Annotated in this window: 19 protein-coding genes; 3 read left to right on the top strand and 16 right to left on the bottom strand. The window is 62.0% G+C overall.

Features of this window, described 5'->3' with window-relative positions; genetic code table 11:
* Positions 1-54 precede the first annotated feature (54 nt).
* From BLT65_RS22645 to BLT65_RS22595, 11 genes are all read right to left on the bottom strand, one after another.
* A complete protein-coding gene (locus tag BLT65_RS22645; RefSeq protein ID WP_091781125.1) occupies positions 55-624 on the bottom strand; it encodes a fimbrial protein in 570 nt (189 codons plus the stop codon).
* A 439-nt stretch (positions 625-1,063) separates the two neighbouring features.
* Complete coding sequence (locus BLT65_RS22640; protein WP_091781122.1) at positions 1,064-2,476, bottom strand: MFS transporter; 1,413 nt, start codon at positions 2,474-2,476, stop codon at positions 1,064-1,066.
* Positions 2,477-2,566: 90 nt separating this feature from the next.
* Complete coding sequence (locus BLT65_RS22635; protein ID WP_091781119.1) at positions 2,567-4,006, bottom strand: NAD-dependent succinate-semialdehyde dehydrogenase; 1,440 nt, start codon at positions 4,004-4,006, stop codon at positions 2,567-2,569.
* Entirely contained in the window at positions 4,003-5,049 is a 1,047-nt protein-coding gene (locus BLT65_RS22630) for an aldo/keto reductase (RefSeq protein ID WP_091781116.1), read from the bottom strand. The genes BLT65_RS22635 and BLT65_RS22630 overlap by 4 nt, the downstream gene beginning before the upstream one ends.
* Positions 5,050-5,087: 38 nt before the next feature.
* On the bottom strand, positions 5,088-5,609 hold the full coding sequence (gene fae / locus BLT65_RS22625; RefSeq protein WP_007747950.1) for a formaldehyde-activating enzyme: 522 nt from the start codon (positions 5,607-5,609) through the stop codon (positions 5,088-5,090).
* Positions 5,610-6,179: 570 nt separating this feature from the next.
* Positions 6,180-6,473 carry an H-NS histone family protein gene (locus BLT65_RS22620; protein WP_042314676.1) on the bottom strand — a complete coding sequence of 98 codons (294 nt, stop codon included), beginning with the start codon at positions 6,471-6,473 and terminating at the stop codon, positions 6,180-6,182.
* Positions 6,474-6,602: 129 nt separating this feature from the next.
* The gene (locus BLT65_RS22615) at positions 6,603-6,872 is read right to left on the bottom strand and encodes a hypothetical protein (RefSeq protein ID WP_091781113.1); all 270 of its coding nucleotides are present in this window, start codon (positions 6,870-6,872) and stop codon (positions 6,603-6,605) included.
* Positions 6,873-6,918: 46 nt separating this feature from the next.
* Positions 6,919-7,122, bottom strand: coding sequence for a hypothetical protein (locus BLT65_RS22610; protein WP_007587705.1), 204 nt, complete (start codon positions 7,120-7,122; stop codon positions 6,919-6,921).
* 457 nt (positions 7,123-7,579) lie between these two features.
* On the bottom strand, positions 7,580-7,858 hold the full coding sequence (locus tag BLT65_RS22605) for a hypothetical protein (protein WP_052427008.1): 279 nt from the start codon (positions 7,856-7,858) through the stop codon (positions 7,580-7,582).
* 74 nt (positions 7,859-7,932) lie between these two features.
* Positions 7,933-8,505, bottom strand: a complete 573-nt coding sequence (locus BLT65_RS22600; protein WP_091781107.1) for a BON domain-containing protein — start codon at positions 8,503-8,505, stop codon at positions 7,933-7,935.
* 74 nt (positions 8,506-8,579) lie between these two features.
* Positions 8,580-10,040 carry a sigma-54 interaction domain-containing protein gene (locus BLT65_RS22595; RefSeq protein ID WP_091781104.1) on the bottom strand — a complete coding sequence of 487 codons (1,461 nt, stop codon included), beginning with the start codon at positions 10,038-10,040 and terminating at the stop codon, positions 8,580-8,582.
* Between the two features lie 402 nt (positions 10,041-10,442).
* Here BLT65_RS22595 and BLT65_RS22590 point away from each other — a divergent pair, with 402 nt between their 5' ends.
* Positions 10,443-11,846, top strand: a complete 1,404-nt coding sequence (locus BLT65_RS22590) for a GntP family permease (protein WP_042314672.1) — start codon at positions 10,443-10,445, stop codon at positions 11,844-11,846.
* Positions 11,847-11,956: 110 nt separating this feature from the next.
* Here the strand turns inward: BLT65_RS22590 and BLT65_RS22585 are convergent, their stop codons facing one another.
* The gene (locus BLT65_RS22585; RefSeq protein ID WP_091781101.1) at positions 11,957-13,249 is read right to left on the bottom strand and encodes a DUF3443 domain-containing protein; all 1,293 of its coding nucleotides are present in this window, start codon (positions 13,247-13,249) and stop codon (positions 11,957-11,959) included.
* A 16-nt stretch (positions 13,250-13,265) separates the two neighbouring features.
* Positions 13,266-13,733, bottom strand: a complete 468-nt coding sequence (locus tag BLT65_RS22580; protein ID WP_042314670.1) for a DUF2844 domain-containing protein — start codon at positions 13,731-13,733, stop codon at positions 13,266-13,268.
* Positions 13,734-14,103: 370 nt separating this feature from the next.
* Between BLT65_RS22580 and BLT65_RS46535 the strand changes: the two genes are divergently transcribed.
* Positions 14,104-14,301, top strand: coding sequence for a hypothetical protein (locus tag BLT65_RS46535; RefSeq protein ID WP_143036540.1), 198 nt, complete (start codon positions 14,104-14,106; stop codon positions 14,299-14,301).
* A gap of 174 nt (positions 14,302-14,475) precedes the next feature.
* Here BLT65_RS46535 and BLT65_RS22575 read toward each other — a convergent pair whose 3' ends face one another.
* The 3 genes from BLT65_RS22575 to BLT65_RS22565 form a co-directional block, all read right to left on the bottom strand.
* Positions 14,476-14,715, bottom strand: a complete 240-nt coding sequence (locus tag BLT65_RS22575) for a DUF2442 domain-containing protein (protein WP_042314669.1) — start codon at positions 14,713-14,715, stop codon at positions 14,476-14,478.
* Between the two features lie 103 nt (positions 14,716-14,818).
* Positions 14,819-15,073, bottom strand: a complete 255-nt coding sequence (locus BLT65_RS22570; protein ID WP_042314668.1) for a DUF6723 family protein — start codon at positions 15,071-15,073, stop codon at positions 14,819-14,821.
* Positions 15,074-15,176: 103 nt separating this feature from the next.
* The gene (locus BLT65_RS22565; RefSeq protein WP_091781098.1) at positions 15,177-17,198 is read right to left on the bottom strand and encodes an acyl CoA:acetate/3-ketoacid CoA transferase; all 2,022 of its coding nucleotides are present in this window, start codon (positions 17,196-17,198) and stop codon (positions 15,177-15,179) included.
* 665 nt (positions 17,199-17,863) lie between these two features.
* On the opposite strand from BLT65_RS22565, the gene BLT65_RS22560 reads away from it, so the two are divergent.
* Positions 17,864-20,206, top strand: coding sequence for a sensor domain-containing protein (locus BLT65_RS22560; protein WP_091781095.1), 2,343 nt, complete (start codon positions 17,864-17,866; stop codon positions 20,204-20,206).
* Position 20,207: the final 1 nt, after the last annotated feature.

Raw genomic sequence — 20,207 nt, 5'->3', positions numbered from 1 at the left:
AACAATGTTGCTGAAGAAGGCGTTTTCCGAAACAAACGCCCCCTTCGATGCCGCTTACTGGTACTGCATTGTGTATTGGACCGACGTGGTGACGCTACCCGGCTGCGCCTTGCCCGTTGCGTAGTACTGCGCGAAGTAGTTCAGCATCGCCGCGCCGCCGGAGATCACCGCGCCGTTCGCGGCTGCGTCGTTGTTCGCGTTGGTCAGGATGTTGATCGGCTGCATCTGGGCGTTCAGCAGGCGCACTTCAACGTTCTGCGCTGGCGAAGCCGATGCCTTGTTCAACAGGTAGCCGCTGCTCTGATCGACGTTCGGGCCGTTTTCGAAGCGTGCGACTGCCTTCGTCGCCGTGCCCGAGCAGCCGCTCAGCGAAAGCTGGATGTCGCCGAAGTTCGACGTGCCGGCCGTCGCGCCAGCCGAGGACAGCGAACCAGCCTGGACGGTCGGCAGCGTCACCGACACATCGGCGGGCGAACCGGCTGCGACACCGTTGATCGAGCAGGTCGTGTCCGACACTGCGCCGTTGATGGTGATCGTGCCGTCGGCGGCGTGCGCCTTCATCGACTGAAGACCGACGATGCCCATTGCGACGATGACGACTGCGGGGATGATGCGCTTTTGCATGTTGATGCTCCTAAAGATCTGATGAACGAATAAAGTCTGCTATGTAAAACCAGCGGCGCTTTCATCTCGTGATGCCGCACCGCTTACGCTGATCGTTGCTGTCCGGTCCGTTGCTTCGTTTGACCGCGTTGTCGCTCAGCACAGAAGCAATCTTAAAATTCGCTCGCTTAGGAATATCTAAGACAACTCCCAAAATAATGAGATGGACGCGCGGTTCGCCTTTCCGGGCAAAGTCAGTCGGCGCAACGGTCCAAAGGCGAACACCCACCTTTCTGAGAGAAGGTACTCATTTTTGAGATCGACTAGATGCATCGCGGCCGTCGCTCCCATTTCTCAAAATTGGAGAATCAGCGGGCTCAAATAGAAAAAGCCCGAAGCACCCTCACGGGCGCTTCGGGCTTCAACCGAAGAATGCGTTCTCTTCTCGATGCGACAGCCGCTACGCCCCGCTCGCCTGATTCAACGTCAGATGCTTCGTCTCCGGCGCCCACGCGATCGAAACGATCATCCCGACCAGCAACACGGCGGACAGCGCGAGCATCGTCGAATGAAAACCGAGTTGCGCGATGCCGAGCGGCAGCAGGAACGTGCCGACGGCCGAACCCAGGCGGCTGCATGCAATCGCGAGTCCGACGCCGCACGCGCGCACTTCCGTCGGAAAACACTCGGGCGGAAACACGCCGACGAGATTCGAGAATGCCGACATCGTCAGCGTGAACACGGCGAAGGCAACGGTCATCCACAGCGCCGCCGATTCCGGCAGCACGCTCAGCGCAAGCAGCGACAGGCACGTCACCGCGAACGAACCGATCAGAAACGCGCGGCGCGACAGCACGATCGTCAGCCAGATACCGAGCAGCGCGCCGACCACGAGAAAGCCGTTGAGCAGGAAATCCGCGCCCGAACCGTTGTCGAGATGAATCGCCTTGAGGATCGACGGAAGGAACGTGTAGATCGCGAAGTACGGAATCACGAGGCACACGAAGAACGCGCAGTTGAAGATCGTGCGGCGGATCAGATCGCGTTTGAAAAGACGCGCAAAACCGCCTTGAGCGCCATGTGCATGGTCGTCATGCGCGCCGTCGATCGTCACGTTCGGCCCGAAGTATTTCAGCACGATGGCCTGCGCTTCCGCCACGCGTCCCTTGCCGTGCAGCCAGCGCGGCGATTCCGGCGTTCCGATCCGCATGACCAGCACCGCGAGTGCAGGCACACCCGCCGACGCGAGCAGCCAGCGCCATGCATCGGGCGACGCATCCGCGTAACACAGGCCGAGCACGTTCGCGACCACATAGCCGATCGTCCAGATCACGCTGAACGAGCCGAGCAGCGTGCCGCGATGCTTGCGCGGCGAGAACTCCGCGAGGATCGCGTGACCGACGGCGAAATCGCCGCCCATGCCGAAGCCGATCAGCACCCGCAACGCGCAGAGCATTGCCGGCGACGACACATAGAACTGCGCGAAAGCCGCGAGCGTGATGATCAGAAAGCTCAGCAGGAAAATGCGCTGGCGGCCCATACGGTCCGACAGCCAGCCAAACACCAGGCTGCCGACGAAAATCCCCATCAGCGCGGAACTGCCGATCATGCCTTGCCAGAACGCATCGAGCGGCATCTGCTTGTTGAGCGACGCGAGCGCATAGCCGATCGTGCCGAGCGCGAAGCCTTCCGTGAAGTGCGCGCCGAACGTCAGCCCGGCGATCTTGATGTGGAAGCCGTTCAGCGGCACATCGTCGAGCGAGACGGTGTTGCGGTTCGTGTGTTGCGAGGTTTTAGATTGGGCCGGCGCTGAAACGCGCGGGGACGGGGATGCGGGGCCGGACGGCCGCGCAAGCAGGTCTTGATCGCTCAAGATGTCTCCTTGTTATCGCGTCCCGTGGTGCGCGCCGGGACGCGTACTTCCTTGCTTTTCCGCCGCGCGTGGCGGACGAAGCATCGACGACTAGCGGCCCAGACCGCCCATCATCATGTACTTCAGTTCGACGTATTCATCCATGCCGTACTTCGAGCCTTCGCGGCCGAGGCCCGACTGCTTGACGCCGCCGAACGGCGCGACTTCCGTCGAGATGATGCCTTCGTTGATGCCGACCATGCCGCTTTCCAGCGCCTCCGCGACGCGCCAGGCACGCCCCAGATCGCGCGTGTAGAAGTACGCGGACAGACCGAACGGCGTGTCGTTCGCGGCCTTGACCGCTTCGTCTTCCGTCTTGAAGCGGAAGCACGCGGCCACCGGGCCGAACGTTTCTTCTTCGGCGATCAGCATCGGTTGCGTTGCGTCGACGAGTACCGTCGGCTCGTAGAACGTGCCGCCCAGCGCGTGACGCTTGCCGCCTGTCAGCGCCTTCGCGCCGTGCTGGAACGCATCGGCAACATGCGCTTCGACTTTCAGCAGCGCGGCTTCGTTGATCAGCGGACCTTGCTCGACCTCGCCCTTCAGCGCATCGCCGACGCGCATCTTCTTCACGGCTTCCGTCAGCGCTTTGGTGAACGCATCGTAGATGCCGTCCTGAACGTAGAAGCGGTTGACGCACACACAGGTCTGCCCTGTGTTGCGGAACTTCGACGCCATCGCGCCCTGCACGGCGGCGTCGATGTCGGCATCGTCGAACACGATGAACGGCGCGTTGCCACCCAATTCCAGCGACAGCTTCTTCAGCGTATCCGCCGACTGCTTGGCGAGCAGCTTGCCGACGCGCGTCGATCCCGTGAACGACAGCTTGCGCACGACGGGTGATTCCGTCAGCGCGCCGCCGATTGCCACGGCATTGCCGGAAACGATGTTGAACACGCCCGCCGGAATGCCCGCGCGCTCGGCGAGCACGGCCAGCGCGAACGCTGACAGCGGCGTTTCTTCCGAAGGCTTGAGCACCATCGTGCAACCGGCTGCAATCGCGGGGCCGGCCTTGCGCGTGATCATCGCGAGCGGGAAGTTCCACGGCGTGATCGCCGCGACCACGCCAACCGGTTCACGCGTGACGATGATCTTCGAATCGGGCTTCGGGCTCGGAATCACGTCGCCGTAGCTGCGCTTCGCTTCTTCGGCGAACCATTCGAAGAAGCTCGCCGCGTAGCCCACTTCGCCCTTCGCTTCGGCGAGCGGCTTGCCTTGCTCGCGCGTCAGCAGTTCGGCCAGTGCGTCGCGATGCTCGAGCATCAGTTCGCCCCAACGCTTGACACGTGCGCCGCGTTCCTTCGCGGTCAGCGCGCGCCAGGCGGGGAACGCGCGCTCGGCGGCGTCGATGGCTTGCGCCGTTTCCTGCGCGCCGCCCTTCGCGACATTGGCGATTACCTCGCCCGTTGCCGGATTGCGAACGGGGTACGTGTTCGCGCTTTCGTACCACTCGCCGTTGATGTAGTGGCCTGTGCGGAGAAATTCACTCATGCTGCTTTGTCCAGATTGCTTGCCACGTCGGCGAACGCGCCTTGTGCGGCACGCGCTTCGCGCGCGATGCGCTTGCCCGCCGTGTAGTCGTTGATCAGATCGCACGGCGTGTAGTTGCGCTCCAGCTCGTGCAGTTCTTCCGCTTCGAGCTTCGTGCCCAATGCGGCCAGCGCGCTGTCGAACTGCGCCGGCGTATCCGCGCCGACCAGCATGCTCGAGATGCCGTCACGTTGCAGCACCCACGCCTGCGCGATCTGCGCTGCGGAGACACCACGCTTCGCCGCCACGCGCGCCACCGATGCCGCGATCTCGCGCGACGCCGTGTCGCCATACATCTGCGCGGTGAAGAAGTCGGTCTGGTTGCGCGTCGATTGCGCGTCGCTCGTCAGAAGACCGCGTGCGAGCGGGCTGAACACTGACACGCCGACGCCCTGATCCTGGCAATACGGAATCATTTCGCGCTCTTCCTCGCGATACGCGAGGTTCAGTTGCAGCTGCATGTTGATCGGCTTGTGCCAGCCGTTGCGCTCGCACACCTGCATGATCTTCGCGAACTGCCACGTGTACATCGTCGATACGCCGATGTAGCGCGCCTTGCCTGCGCGCACGATGTCGTTCAACGCGCCCATCGTTTCTTCGACGGGCGTGTTCACGTCGAAGTAGTGCAGCATGTAGATATCGACGTAATCCATGCCCAGACGCGACAGCGAGCCGTCGATGCCGTCCATGATGTGCTTGCGCGAATGGCCACCCGCGTTCTGATACGTGCCCATGTCATAGCCGACCTTGGTCGTCACGACGATCTCTTCGCGGCGCGCGAGGCGCTTCAGGATGCGGCCGACCACTTCTTCGCCGACGCCCGTCGAGTAGAAGTCGGCGAGGTCGATGAAGTTGACGCCGGCTTCGAGCGCGTGACGCACGATCGGCTCGCTTTGCGCTTCATCGAAAATCCACGGCTTCCATTGCGGCGTGCCCATGTTCATCGTGCCGAGGCACAGACGCGAAACCTTCAGGCCCGACTGGCCGAGGCGAATGTATTCCATTTGCGTGCTTCCTTGATTGCTGACAGGCGTCGGTTGGCTTAGCGCTGCTTCGGCGTATAGAACGGGTTCGACACTTCACGCGCGGCGGCGAACACTTCTTCCTTGTGCGGCAGGCCCTTCATCGCCGCGAGGATCGCGTTCTTGCATGCGCGGTAGTTGTTCTCGAACACGGCGTCGAGATCGTCGGTCTTCGGGTTGACCCAGTTCGCCGACACGACGACCCAGTCGTTCTCCGCTTCGGGCGGCAGCGTGCCGTTCTCCAGCGACTCGGCAACCGCCTTCGCGATACCCGCCTGCGATGCGCCCCACGTCGCGTTGCCGTGGAAGTCGCCTTCAATCTGCGCCTTGTTCACATACAGCGTCAGCGGCTTGGTCGGCACGCCGGGACGCGCGATCACGACGAACGGCGCGTGGCCGGCAGAAGGTGTCGACAGCGCGGTGGCGAATGCCTGGCCAGCGGGGCCGTTGCGCGGACCGACCAGCACGTTGATGTGCGCGAGGTTCACGCCTGGGCCTTCGAATCCTTCGCCGATATACAGTTGCTTCTCAGTGGTGCTCATCTGTCCAGTTCCATCAGGTTGAGTGGGATGGGCTGATTGTGCTGGCCGAAAAGCAGGACGATGAAGCGATGTTTTTTGATCCGGGGTATGAGGCGCACTCAACTCCGGGTTTCCACTGAGTCGTGGCCGCTGACGCAAAAACGCTGAGGTGAGGGTTTTCGGGAGGAGGGAAAATCGGCCGCGAATCACGCTTTAAGCAATGGCGCAGCGTTCTTAAGATACGCGCCAGCAAGGCACGCGAAAAGCGCGTCGGCGTTCCGCGCGGAATGCCACAAACCCTTTATACATAAGGCTTTCACGGCGAACGCCGCAATCATAAGAACGCACGCGCCGCAACGCCGTCAAGCGAATCGCAGGCAAGCGATAGCGAATCCGGCACCCCGCTTCGAACGGGCAGCGCCAGCTAAAGGTGAGAGTTTTCGGGACTCCCGCGACGGTGCGCCTGGCGGCTGCGCTTTCGCTCACTGTACGGTGTACCGGTCAAAGGCCGGCACCGCTGCGGGATGAGAAAAACAGGAAGGAAGCGCAAGCGCACTTATCGGCTAACGGCGACGCGCGCTTGCGCCAGTCTCATTCGTCGATCAGAAACTTGTCGCGATTCTTACCCGCGAGCCAACCCGGCGCACGGCCACGGCCGCTCCAGGTTTCGCCTGTCTTGGGGTTGCGGTATTTCGGAGGCAGCGCAGCTTTGCGCCCCGCCGCGCGCACCTTGCTCGAGAAGCCAAGCTCCTCAGCGGTGATGCCGTAATCGGCGATCTTCTGTTTGATGTCAGCGATCGCCTGAGTCACTTCCTGTTCACGTGCTTGTTCCATCTCCTTCTGAAGCTTTTCGAGTTGGGCGGTCAGCTGTCTGTATGTGGCCATCTGGCGAAGTCTCCTTGCAAAGCTGTACGGCAACTCAGACCGTACCAGACCTAAAAAGTGCCGGGTAGCAGTGTAGTGCTGTCAGAGATCCACGAGCACTGCGCACCGTCAACAAACGTGCGATCAGATTCACGACGGGATCGCGGAACCAGCGGGTGCCGAAGGCGCCTGGCCATCCGAACGATTCGATCGACAGGACGAAGCCGAAGGCTTGCCTCGACCATTGAACGTGTCCGATGGAAGGTATACGAAGCGGGTCGCACGCGCATCGATGCGACCGATCGCGCCGTTGGGCCATGCGAGCGTCACGACGCGAGCCACTGCGCCGCGTTCGACATCGCCTTGCATTGCATCCGTCGAACGCGCGAGACGCGCGGCCGGGAATCCTGCTCTGTCCATGAACGAGTCCTGTGGGCAAGGCCGGGCGCGCGCAAGGTGGCGGCGCTTAGCGCTTGTAACGAACTTCGAGTGCGTGCAACGCGTCGATGAGCCGCTGGACGCGCTTGATCTGAGACGGCACCAGCGTGGCAACCAACACCGATTCGATACGGCTGCGCCAGTATGACAGCGGAATGCCGTCGGCAGCGGAGATGCGCGAGATGACGTGTTCCAGGTGCTCAATATCCTTTTCTATCTGCTCGTGATTCATTGCCTTCCCCGTCGTCCCTCGCAAGGCGCCATCGGTTAGCACGAAATGTGCCGCGGGAAATCGACTGCCGCTCTCTCAATGTCGTTGTATTGCCTGCACACGCTTCCCGGAATCGGATGGACAGCGCATGTCCCTTGCCACGCGACCTCACCCGCTATCAGAAATCTATACGAGGATATCGATGTGTTCCGTTGGGCGGCGCACGGAATCGCCTTGCGCGATGCGCCAGCGCAACGCTCGCGGGCCGCGCGCAGCCATGATGACGAGTGGTTGTTCAGAGCGGTCGAGAAATCCGCCGATGCATGCTTCGATCTGCGCGAATGCTGCAACTAAGACGCAACGGTTCAGGTCGATGCATGTGCATCAACCGCGACATGCAGCGCGCGATATATCGGCGTGACGTGCTTCAGGAAGTCAGCGGGCCGCAAGCGCGGCCCGGCCATGGCGGCAACGCTGCTTACTTTCCGCGGCAGGCGTAGAGCAGGCTGCGCACGCCGTTCTGGGTCGTCGTGCGTATCGTGTCGAACGCGCCGCCACACATCGCTTGCGCCTGCTGATCGCAGTTGTCGGAGCCTGCGGGGCATTGAACGAGCGTGGTGGGCTGGCCATCCGGCGCGAAGAGCGGCGGCGCGCTGCTGCACGCGGCGAGCGCGCCCGTCATCGCGACGACGACAGGAAGCGCCGCGCCGCGAACCCAATGCATGACGCGCGCCGTGGATGTTTGACTGCGTTTCATGGAAAACCCCGTTGGCCACTTGTTTTTCGACGAACGCGATTGTGCCATGGCCGAGTTGCGTTGCGTTTATCGTGTTATTGAGTCTGTGGCTTCGGTTCAGTTATCGGCTCTGCTATCGGCTGTCTGTCGGGTTCCGCAAGCGTCTTGTAGGGCATCGGTCCATGCGTGCTTGCGGCGATGCGCATGAACACCTGCTCGACGTCGGCGATCGCTTCGAGTTGCTGCTGAAACGCGTGCCTGTCGAACGATGCGGGCGCGCAGCCTTCCGCATAGACGAAGCGGCGCTGCACCGTGATCCACACGCTCGTGCCGTCGAATGCATGCGGGTTCGTAAAGCGCGCGTGGATCGCGCTGGCGATGTCCGCGTCGTACAGATAGGAGTTCGGCTTCGTGCATTTGTGCGCGAGCCAGCAGGTCGTGCCTCGCTCCACGCGATAGTGCGCGTCGTCTTCCATCTGTGCGTGCGTCATCATCGGGCCGAGCGGCACGGGGCAGTCGGCGATCGCGTGCGAAAGCGTGAAGAACGGATCGTTGTACCAGTTGCGCCGTTCGCCTGGCGGCGCCGCCGATGACGCCTCTTGCGCATGCAGCACATTGCAGGCGGCGCTCGCGATAACCAGCATGATCCAAACGATCCAGCGTGTCATGGCCAGGTCTCCTTTGGGTTTGCGTTGCTGCCAGCATCACGATCGTACTGCGCGGCGGCGTTGCCCGGCGACGCTCACACTTCGATGCCGTACGCAGCGATCTTCTTGTACAGCGTCGCGCGTCCCATGCCGATGCGCGCGGCCGCTTCCGTGACGCGTCCTTCGCACGCGCGCAACGCCTCGTCGATAAAACGCTTTTCGAACGCGGCCATCGCGTCCGCCCACTGTTGCGGCTGCGCTTCGTCCGATAGTCTGGCCGCCGTTGTCTGCACGTAAGCCGGGGCATCGAACGCGACCTGTCCGCGCACGGGCCCGATGAACGGCGCAAGCGAGCGAGCGTCGATGCGCTCGCTGTCCGACAGCATCACCGCGCGCTCCAGCGTGTTGTGCAGCTCGCGCACATTGCCTGGCCAGCCGTACGAGCACAACAGCCGCAACGCGTCGTCCTGCAGTTCAAAGTGACCGCCGGGCACCTGCGTCGACAGATCTTCGAGGATCGTATAGGCGAGCGCCTCGATATCCGTTTGCCGCTCGCGCAACGGCGGCGCATGAATGGTGAGCACGTTGAGGCGATAGAACAGGTCTGGGCGGAAGCGCCCCGCGGCAACAAGCGCGGGCAGATCGGCCGATGTCGCCGCGATGATCCGTACGTCGGCGCGCACTATCCGGTTCGAGCCGAGCGGCTCGAACTCGCGATCCTGCAGCACGCGCAACAGTTTGCCTTGCAGCGGCAAAGGCATGTCGCCGATCTCGTCGAGAAACAGCGTGCCGCCATCGGCGAGTTCGAACTTGCCGACGCGTCCCTTGCGGTCCGCGCCGGTGTACGCGCCCGCCGCCGCGCCGAAGAACTCGACTTCGAGCAGAGTATCGGGAATGGCCGCGACGTTGACGGTGACGAGCGGCCTGGTCGAGCGCGCGGACGCGCCGTGGATCGCGTGCGCAAGCAGTTCCTTGCCGGTGCCCGTTTCGCCGAGCAACAGCACGGGCGAATCGACTTGCGATGCGCGCCGCGCCTGACGCTTCACTTCGAGACTGGCTGCACTCGTGCCGACGAAGCTCGCGAAGGTGTACTTCGCGCGGCGCGCCTGCGCGAGCGACTGGCGCGTCGCGATCAGTTCCTGTTGCACGCGCGAGTAGTGGGAGAAGAGCGGCGTGAGCGCCTTCATCTCGTCGAACAGCGCAAAGCCGACGGCGCCGACCGTCTTGCCCGCGTCATCCTTCAACGGCAGACGCGTGACGACGAGCGGCTCGCGGTCGGTTTCGAGAATGTCGAGCAGGATCGGTTTGCCCGTCATCACGACTTCGCGCATCAGGCTATTCGGGATCACGGCTTCGCAGTCGCGGCCGATCGCCTGTTGCGGATCGGCAAAACCAAAGCGTGCCGCGTAGCGTTTATTGATCCACACGACGCGCGCGTCGGCATCGACGATGAAGGTGCCTTCGCTGAAGTTCTCGAACGTGCGGAAGAGCGAGTCCATTGCGCGGCGCAGGACTTCGCTGTAGGTCGCGGGCAGGCCCGACCAGTCGTTCATCATGTTGTCGCTGTCTCCTGTCGATACTGGTTAGCGCTTTAGCGCTTACCAGGATCCCATGCAAAGCTGTCGATCATAGTTAGCGCTTTAGCGCTTACTGTGATCCCATGCAAGGCTGATAATTTTTGTATTGTCTCAATTTGTGGACCGATTATCTCACGTACGAGACCTGCAACAACCCCACCGATTAAGGTATGCTTCGCCGAATCGAACTCGACAGACTGCAATTTGTCTCCATTTGGAGACAAATTTGTACTATCGTTCGAATCGTCGCGCGGCTCTTTTCGCCGCCCGGGCCGCAGAAGCCCGGCTGACGGGCATGGCACGGAACCTGCAATATCGGGCGCCTGCCGCCGCGCCCTGTCGCACGCGTCCACGTAGAACAACCAAGCATTGGAGACTCAATTGGCCTTTGTCATCGTCCTCGCCGCCCTGGCGTTCCTGATGTTCGCCGCCTATCGCGGCTACAGCGTCATTCTCGTCGCGCCGATCGCCGCGCTCGGCGCGGTGCTGCTAGTCGATCCCGCCGCCGTCGCGCCCGTGTTCTCGGGCATCTTCATGGAGAAGATGGTCGTCTTCGTGAAGCTGTACTTCCCTGTGTTCCTGCTCGGCGCCGTGTTCGGCAAAGTGATCGAACTGTCGGGTTTCGCCGCGTCGATCGTTCACTCGGCAATCCGTTATATCGGCCGCTCGCGGGCGAATGCGGTGATCGTCGCCGTGTGCGCGCTGCTGACATACGGCGGCGTCTCGCTGTTCGTCGTCGTGTTCGCGGTGTATCCGTTCGCCGCGGAACTGTATCGACAGAGCAATATTCCGAAGCGTCTGATGCCGGGCGCGATCGCGCTGGGCGCGTTCTCGTTCACGATGGATTCGCTGCCGGGCACGCCGCAGATCCAGAACATCATCCCGACCACGTTCTTCAAGACGACGGCTTGGGCCGCACCCGGCCTTGGTATCGCCGGTTCGCTGTTCATCATCGTCGTGGGCCTTTCGTTCCTCGAATGGCGCCGCCGCTCGGCGATGGCGAAGGGCGAAGGCTACGGCACGTCGCTGCTGAACGAGCCGGAGAAGATGGAAACCGACAAGCTGCCGAATCCGCTGCTGGCGATTGCGCCGCTGATTCTGGTCGGCGTCGCGAACTTTGTGCTCACGCGCATGATTCCCGAATGGTACGGCGCGACTTACACCGTTTCGCCCGACGTGCTGCCCGGTAACCACGGCGCGCCCGTAACGGCGACGATCAAGTCGCTGGTCGCGATCTGGTCGGTGGAAGGCGCGTTGCTGCTCGGCATTCTGCTCGTCGTCATCACGGCGTTTGGCAGCGTGAAGGAGCGTTTCGCTTCGGGCACGAAGGCGGCTGTCGGCGGCGCGCTGCTCGCGTCGCTCAATACCGCGTCGGAATATGGTTTTGGCGGCGTGATCGCGGCACTGCCGGGCTTCATCGTGGTCAGCGATGCGCTCAAGAGCATTCCGAATCCGCTCGTGAATGCGGCTGTGTCGGTGAGCTCGCTGGCGGGTATCACGGGTTCCGCATCGGGCGGCATGAGCATCGCGCTCGCGGCGATGTCGGATCTGTTCATCAAGGGCGCCGACGCTGCGCATATTCCGATGGACGTGCTGCATCGCGTGGTCGCGATGGCGAGCGGCGGCATGGATACGCTGCCGCACAACGGCGCGGTGATTACGCTGCTGGCCGTGACGGGCCTCACACACCGCGAGTCGTATCGCGACATCTTCGCCGTGACGATCATCAAGACGCTGGCTGTGTTCTTCGTGATCGGGCTTTACTATGCGACGGGGCTGGTTTAAGTAGGCTGCTGTACTAGACGCAAAAGGGGGCGCACTGCGCCCCCTTTTTTATTGCACTCCACTCACGCACAACCGATCAATGAAACCCGCGTGAGCAGCGTCACGCACGTTCAGCTCGACACGTACGCGACATAGGGCCCAGCACCCGCCGACGACGCCGGCTGACCCGAAATGCCGTAGTACATATGCCGACCGTAAAAGAACGGCATGCCGATGTCGATCGAATTGAACAGCGCAACGCCCAGATTATTGAACGCGTAGTTGCCGGAATTGATCAGCGTCACGCCATTGCTGACGTTGAACTTGACGGTTGCCGTAGCGGAATTGGCCGCCGTGAAGACAGCCGTCATTCCCGTCGGCGCAGCCGGTGTGTAGAAGCCGTTCGATGCCTTGCTCAGCACCGTGCTCTGGAAGTACAGACCGCTCGAGCCTGAATCGAAGAATGCCGTCTTGCTGTACGTGCGTCCTTCGAACACGGCATCCATATCTCCCGCGAGAGTAGTCGGCAAGATTGTCGCGCTGGTGCCGCTTAGCGCATTGTTCGATTGCGTGTCGATGCCGAAGACGAGCGTTCCCGTTGCCGTTGCGGCACCCGTATCGGGCACCTGCGCCATCTCGACGATCACGCCGTTGTTGTCGGTCGTGAACTTCGTCACGGGGTTGGTCACCTGATTGGCGACGGTCACCTTCGCCGGCGTGCAGCTCGAACTCGGGCAGACGTAGTAAGCACCCGCGACGAGGTTGTTCTCACAGTTGAGGCCGCAATCGTTCGGCGAGGTGCCGATACCGAGAATGCCGTTCGCGCCGAGCGCCGTGGGCGTCGTCATGTTGGTGCCGGCGAGGCAACCGTTTACGCCCGTCGGAATGGTCGCGGCCAGCGACGGATCGGCGATCACCTGGATTGGCACGTTCACCGCGACTTCGCTCGACAGGCTCACGTCTGCCGCACGTACCGTGCCCCACGTGTTGCCCGAACCGAACGATGCGCATTCCGCAACGGTTTGACCGCTTTGCGTCTGCTGCGTCAACAGGTTCAACGTCGATGTCGGAATGGCAGAAGCGAACAGACGCAGGCCGAACGACTCTGTATCGACGAGCACGTTGTCGATCGTCGAGCAGGTCACCCCGGTGCCGCCGCTATTCGGCTGGCAAACCTTCACGCTCACCATCGGGAAATTCCGCACGTTGCTAAACGACGAAACGACGATAGGCACCGTATTCGCCGAGCCCGACGACACGGGCGTCGCCGTCGGATCGGCGAACGCGGTGCTCACTGCCGCCGCGGGCGTCGACGTGCCGGACGCGCTGCTGGTCGACGTGTTCGACGAACCGCCGCCTCCGCCGCATCCAGCCAGCGCCACACACATGCCGCTGACGGCAAGAATCCATTTCAATGCACGCATTTTCAGTCCCCTCGCCTTATTGGATATCGTCGCTGCTCACGCCAGCGGGAAGACCCGTCGGCAACCACGCACGTCCGACGTACGCGCCCATATGGCCGCCCGTCTGGACTACGACATCCGAACGCTGCACCGTCGCGGGACCGAATGCGCTGCCCTGCTGCGCATGCTGTTGATTGACGGTGTCGAGGTAGCCCGCAAAGTAGCTGCCCAGCAGCGAACTGAGATCCGGCATGTGAGGGCCGTGCCAGGACACGGCGAAGACCACGCCCGATTGACCGACGTACTCGCGCACCAGCGTGCCGTCGGTGAGCGTCGCTTCGCTGACGGTGTAGGGCACGGCTGTTGCGCTCAGGCGCATGACAGCCTGAGTCGAGCTTGCAGTCGTTGTTGCGGTGTAGGTGGGAGACGAGCCAAGCGCCGCGTGAGCGGCAAGACAATTGGCGAATGCGGCTGCTGCCAACAGGCATTGCAAACGTAACTTCATTCAAGTCCTCGGTTTATTTTTTCTTCGATTGAAGCCAATCCCCGTTCGCTCACGACATGCGAGCGATTTGATATTTTGCTTCCATCACATCTTTAAAGGCACTACTACCACTTAGATCTTCACTCATGCTTTTTGCATTTATCCATGCATTGGCTAAAGCATGATGGAGATCAAATTCTGTTAACGGTATGAGGGCTTTAAACTGAAGGGAGACACGGGAGAAAAGCCGAAGTTCTCTTGCAATATCCGCATTGCAAATCGAGAGTCAATTTCAAACAGACAGCAGAATGAAATGTATAGAAAGATTAAATTAATCTTTTCGACGCCGGGCTCTCGTCATGTAATGCGGCTTTAAAGATGCTTTATCCGTGTGACGAAATGGCTTGAGAAGCGCGCACAAACAACAACGGCGCGCTGCCCGAAAGCAAGCGCGCCGTTTTATTCGTTCTTGTTAGAGAGCCTGAACCGACGGACCATCGTGTGTCGTCAATTCGACGACGATGTCTCCCCGATCATGTTCGACCTTCGCATTGCGATCCAGGTCGGCGCCAACCTCGCGCGTGCCTGAAGCCGATACAGATTCCGTCATGGTGTCCAGGGAAGGCGTGAGATAAATAACGACAGATCGCACAGAAGCTCCGATTGGCACCAAGCGATTATTTTAACGCATGCGGCCGGAGCCGCCCGCGTTTATGCGATCGGCAGACGAACAAAGTCAGGACGACGCCATACGGCGCCGTCTCTAGTGGCGCATCGACTCCGGCAGCGACAGCAACAATGCCGTCACATCCATGTCCTCGTCGAGTTCAGGCCAGATCAGCTGCTGCTTGTCGATCGAAATGGCGAAGTGCTCGCGCTCCGCTTCGGTTGCCGCAGCGAGCGTGGGGAACCAGTTGAGTGGAAACTCGACGGCGCGGCCGTCGGACAGATCGAGAAACAGGTGTGCATTATCGAAATGCACATCGACGGCATCGGCACGCATGATTGCCTCCCGCAGGGGTCCACTCAAACGATAGTCGTGCCAGCCGCTCGCTTCAAGCGCATTGCACGGGGCACGAACAGAAAAATCGCGGCGCAGAAACCGCTTACAGTTCGGGCCGCGCGAGATCATGTTCGACGATATGCTCGCCGTACACTTGCGCCGCAGCGAGCGCTTCTTCTTTCGTTGGATAAGGACCGAGATCGGGCGCGCCGTCGAACGGAAAGAGCAGGCGCCCGTCCGTCTTGCGCACCACTCGCAGCACGCCGAAAAAGCGCCGGTAGCCTGCGAGCTTGGAGCCCGCGCTGACTTCGAAATCGCCCTCGCTCTTGCCGGGCACACTGGGAATGAAACTGCTCATGATGACGTCTTGAATGCATGCACTGTCGTGCGAAAAGCGCTATTTTCGCACGCTCACTGTGAGCAGTTCATGTCAGGAACCCCATACGCATTCAAGCGCGTATTCAGCGGTGCGTCGACGCGTCGCCGGGCCGTTCGTTGATGTACGTCGCGACATCGCGCTGTTGCAGTGCGTCTCCCAGCTTCATGCGCAGGAAGCTGCTCGTCGTGTAGCGCGTCACGCTCGAATAGAACTGGTTGACGAGCTTCGTGATGGTTGTCGAATAGATGTCGATCAGCTCGGGATTGATCGAAAAATTGTCGTAATTGACGATTGCCTGCGGCTTGAACCGCACACCCGACAGTAGCGATGCGACCTGCTGCCAGATCGCGTCGATCTGCTCCTGCGTCGTCACCTGCAAGCCCTCGAAGTTGACGAAGAACATGTTCTTCTCCGCGTCGTAATTGAAGCGCTCTTCGAGCGGCAGGCAAAGCAGCAGCGTGCGCAGTCCCATCGGCGCGTCGCGAAAGATGCGCTCGTCCATCAGGCGCGGCGGGCGCTCGATGATCGGCTTAAAACCCATCTGCGCGACGATATCGTTCTCCACGTCGACGCCGGGCGCCACTTCCGTCAGTTCGAGCCCGCGCGGCGTCAGCGTGAACACGCAGCGCTCGGTGATGTACAGCACGTGCTGCCCGCGCTTCGCGGCATATTCGCCGCTGAACGTGCGATGCTCGACTTCATCGACGAACTTCTGGCTCTTGCCTTCGCGCCGGATCTTCAGACGCCCGTCTTCGATCGCGACGTCCAGATTGCCCGCGTTGAACGTGCCGACGAACACCACGCGCTTCGCACTCTGGCTGATGTTGATGAAGCCACCCGCGCCCGCGAGCTTTGGCCCGAATTTGCTGACGTTGAGATTGCCCTGTCGGTCCGCCTGCGCGAGGCCGAGAAACGCGAGGTCGAGACCGCCGCCATCGTAGAAGTCGAACTGATACGGCTGATCGATGATGGCCTGCGTATTCGTCGCCGCGCCGAAGTTCAGCCCGCCCGCCGGAATGCCGCCGATCACGCCCGGCTCCGTCGTCATCGTGAACAGATCGATCACGCCTTCTTCGTTCGCGACGCTCGCAATGCCTTCCGGCATGCCGATGCCCAGATTCACGACGCTATTGGCCATCAGTTCCATCGCCGCGCGGCGCGCGATCACCTTGCGCTCGGTCAGCTCCATCGCCGCCACGGAACTCGCTGGCACGCGCAGTTCGCCGGCGAAGGCGGCCGAATACGGTTCGGCAAACGTCTGCCAATGATGCTCGGGCCGCGCAACCACCACGCAATCGACCATGATGCCGGGGATCTTCACCTCGCGCGGATTGAGCGTGTTCGTATCGGCGAGCCGCTCGACCTGCACGATCACGACGCCGCCCGAATTGCGCGCGGCCATCGCGATGGCCAGCGCCTCGAGCGTGAGCGCCTCGCGTTCCATCGTGACATTGCCGTTCGCGTCGGCCGTCGTGCCGCGAATGATTGCGACGTCGATCGGAAAGGTCTTGTAGAGCAGATACTCGCTGCCGTCGATTTCCATCAGCCTGACGAGATCTTCCACCGTGCGGCTGTTCAGCTTGCCGCCGCCGTGGCGCGGATCGACGAAGGTGCCGAGGCCGATTGTCGACAGATGCCCCGGCTTGCCCGCGGCGATATCGCGGAACAGGTGCGAAATCACGCCTTGCGGCAGGTTGTACGCCTCGATGCGGCCGTCGATGGCAAGTTGCTGCAGCTTCGGCACCAACCCCCAATGCCCGCCGATCACGCGCCGCACCAGCCCTTCATGCGCGAGATGATTCAGCCCTTTCGACTTGCCGTCGCCCTGGCCGGCGGCGTACACGAGCGTGAGGTCGAGATGCGCGCTCGACGCATCGGGCGTCCCCAATGCGCCCGGTCCGCCCGACGTCGCCGCGTTCGCATCGAAGAAACGCTCTTCGAGCGCGATCGCGACTTCCTCGGCGAAACCGACGCCGACGAAACCGCCCGTCGCGAGCGTGTCGCCCGCACGGATCAGTTCGACCGCGGCGCGCGCGCTGACGACCTTGTTGCGCCCAATCTTGCGCTCGGTCACGGGAAACGGGTACTGGAATACGGCGCGCATGGGGTCTCCTTGTTGTTGACCAGATTCAGCGCTTCAGCGTCCCATGCAAGATGGTTGCTACCGGTTCGTACAACGCCTTAGCGGGTTGCGCCACTCAAGGTGCAACCGGCAGGCGCGCGGCTTTATTTGCGGTGCCTGACCATGCAATTTAGCAAGCCGCAGAGCGATCGTCAGCATTTATTGGCAACGGCGTTCGGGCGTCCGAATTCGCCGAACCGGCGTTCATTTAAAAGCGACTCACCTATTCTTTTCGCCGCATTTTTTCGATGTTGCGAGAAAGCTTAGGTAAGCAGAGCTTTTTCCATTGAGCGTCATTTCTTTGTTAAAACGATGCATGGCGCATTAAGAAAAGATATTCGGCATGCGCGTCGTTGCGTGACCAACGACGAGGTAGTTCTAGCCCCTCAAAAACAGGCACAATCGTATGGGCTAAACAAATGCACCGGCGCGCCGTAAACGTAGAGAGCAGCGCCGTCCGCAAGCGCAGCAACAATTACCGCCGAAGCGGCTGGCCACCATGAAAGGCAAAACACTTCCCCACCCAATCGACGCACGATGCGCGGCGCGCGTGAGTTCACTCACGTCCGTGGCACGCACTGCGTTTATTACGGCGCCGCTTTTGCGCCCGCTCCGCGCATTGCGCGCGCATTAAGGCGAGTCCGGACATGCCGACGAGCCTCACGTTGAAATGGCGCCGTGCGCTGCGCCGGCACGGCGAAGACAGATCGCGCCAGGACCAGCACTTCCTCGCGCTGCTGCTCGACGCATGGTCGAACCGCCGCCCGGTCGGCCCGTTCGGTTTCGCGGTCAGCGTTGCCACGGGAATCGGCGCGGGTGCGACGGGCATCGCGCTGCAAATGGCCCTGCGCGGGCCGGCGAGCGCGCCGTTCAGCGTGCAGGTTGCCGTCGGCGCTACGGCGGGCGCCATCGCGATGATCGTGACGCGCCAGCGCTTCGCTGCGCAAAAGGCGCGGCAGGCGGCAACCACAGCGCTCGCCAGTTCGTTTCTCGATGCGAGCCGCGATTGCGTCAAGCTGCTCGACCTGCAAGGGCACATGCTGCGCATCAACGACTACGGCGCGACGCTGATGGAAGCCACTTCGCCCGTGCAACTGGCGGGCGCGGACTGGCTCGGCTTCTGGAAAGGCGACGACAATGACCTCGCTACGGCCGCTTTCAGGAGCGCGCTGAACGGCACGCCCGCCTCGTTTCGCGGCAGTTGCACGACGACCACAGGCCAGCCGAAGTGGTGGGATTCGCAACTCATTCCTGTGAAAGACCATGCCGGCAAGGTCGTCGCCGTGGTCTGCGCGTCACTCGACATCACGAGCCAGACGCAACTGCTCCAGCAACTGCGCGCGAAGAGCGAGCTGATGTCGGAGATGGAAGCGCACGTCAAACTCGTGTTCTTCTCGTACAGCGCGAATTTCGAGTATTTCCATTACATCACCGCAGGTTCATCGAACGTGTTCGGCGTCGAGCCGGAAGAGTTCATGCGCAACCCGCACGTCTGGCGCGACATGGTCGTGCCGGAAGACCGCGCCGCGCTGCACGCGGAAATGGCGCGCATCATGGCCGAATCGACGGAAGGCCGCGCGCAGTACCGGATCAGAAAAACCGACGGCTCGGTGCGCTGGCTGCGCAGCACCGGCTACCCGGTGCTCGACGACAAAGGCAATGTGCTGCGCATCGTCGGCATCACAGAAGACGTGACGGTCGAGCAGGAGCGCATCGCCGAACTGGACCGGCTCGCGTACACCGATTCGCTCACGGGGCTCGCGAACCGCGCCGCGCTGCTGCGTGAAATCGAAAGCCGCTGCGCGGCGGGCAGGCCGTTCGGCCTGATGTTCGTCGATCTTGACCGCTTCAAGGTGCTCAACGACACGCTCGGCCATCTCGCCGCCGATCATCTGCTGCGTAACGTCGGCAGCATCATTCGCCGCTCGCTGCCGGGCGATGCGTATGTCGCGCGTCTGGGCGGCGACGAGTTCGCGGTGCTGATCGGCAGTGTGGTCGACAAGGCCGGGCTCGAAACGCAGGCGAAGGCGCTGCTCGGCGGGCTGTCGGAGAACCGGCTGCAGGACAGCGCGGGCGCGTTCATCACGGCGTCGATCGGTATTTCGATTTACCCGGAGCATGGCAGCGGCCACGACGCGCTGCTGTCGAGCGCCGACGTCGCGATGTACGCCGCGAAGAAAACCGGCCGCAACGGATATCAGTTCGCGGGCGAGGAGGCGGCGCGGACCATCGGCGACTTCGAACTCGAGCGCGACGTGCCCGAGGCGCTGGCCACCAACCAGTTCTTCCTGCACTTCCAGACCATTCACGAGCCGCATTCGCTCGCGGTGCATAGCGCGGAAGCGCTGATCCGCTGGCAGCACCCCAGGCGGGGCAAGATTTCACCGGGCGATTTCATTCCGCTGCTCGAAGAAACCGGCTTTGTCGAGGACGTCGGCGTCTGGGTGCTCGACAACGCGCTGCGCCAGCTCGCCGCGTGGCGTCAGGCGGGCTCGATGAATCTGGGGGTGTCGGTGAACGTGTCGGCGCGGCAACTGGGCAGCGAGCAGATCGTGCGCGAGGTGGACCGCGCGCTCAAGCAGTTCGGCATTCCGCCCGGCAAGCTCGAAATCGAGCTGACGGAAACCGCGCTGATGAAGAACCCGAAGCAGGCGCAAAAGTCGATCGTCGAACTGAAGCGGCTCGGCGTGCGCATCGCCATCGACGATTTCGGCACCGGCTATTCGAGCCTCATGTACCTCGCCGATTTCGAGCCGCACACGCTGAAGATCGACCGGCATTTCACGTCGAAGATCGAACACGATCCGACGACGCAAACCATCGTCGAGGGCGTCATCGACCTTGCGCACAAGCTGGGCATCGAGGTGATCGCGGAAGGTGTCGAGGAGGCGGCGCAGCTCGAGATTCTGCGCCAGGTGAACTGCGACTATGTGCAGGGCTATCTGCTCAGCATGCCGCAGGCGCCCGAAGGACTGATCACCCCGGCGTGAA

The organism is Paraburkholderia steynii (assembly GCF_900100565.1).
GTDB lineage: Bacteria > Pseudomonadota > Gammaproteobacteria > Burkholderiales > Burkholderiaceae > Paraburkholderia > Paraburkholderia terrae.
Note: the sequence above shows the minus strand (reverse complement) of the source record. Positions and strands in the feature narration are given on the sequence as shown.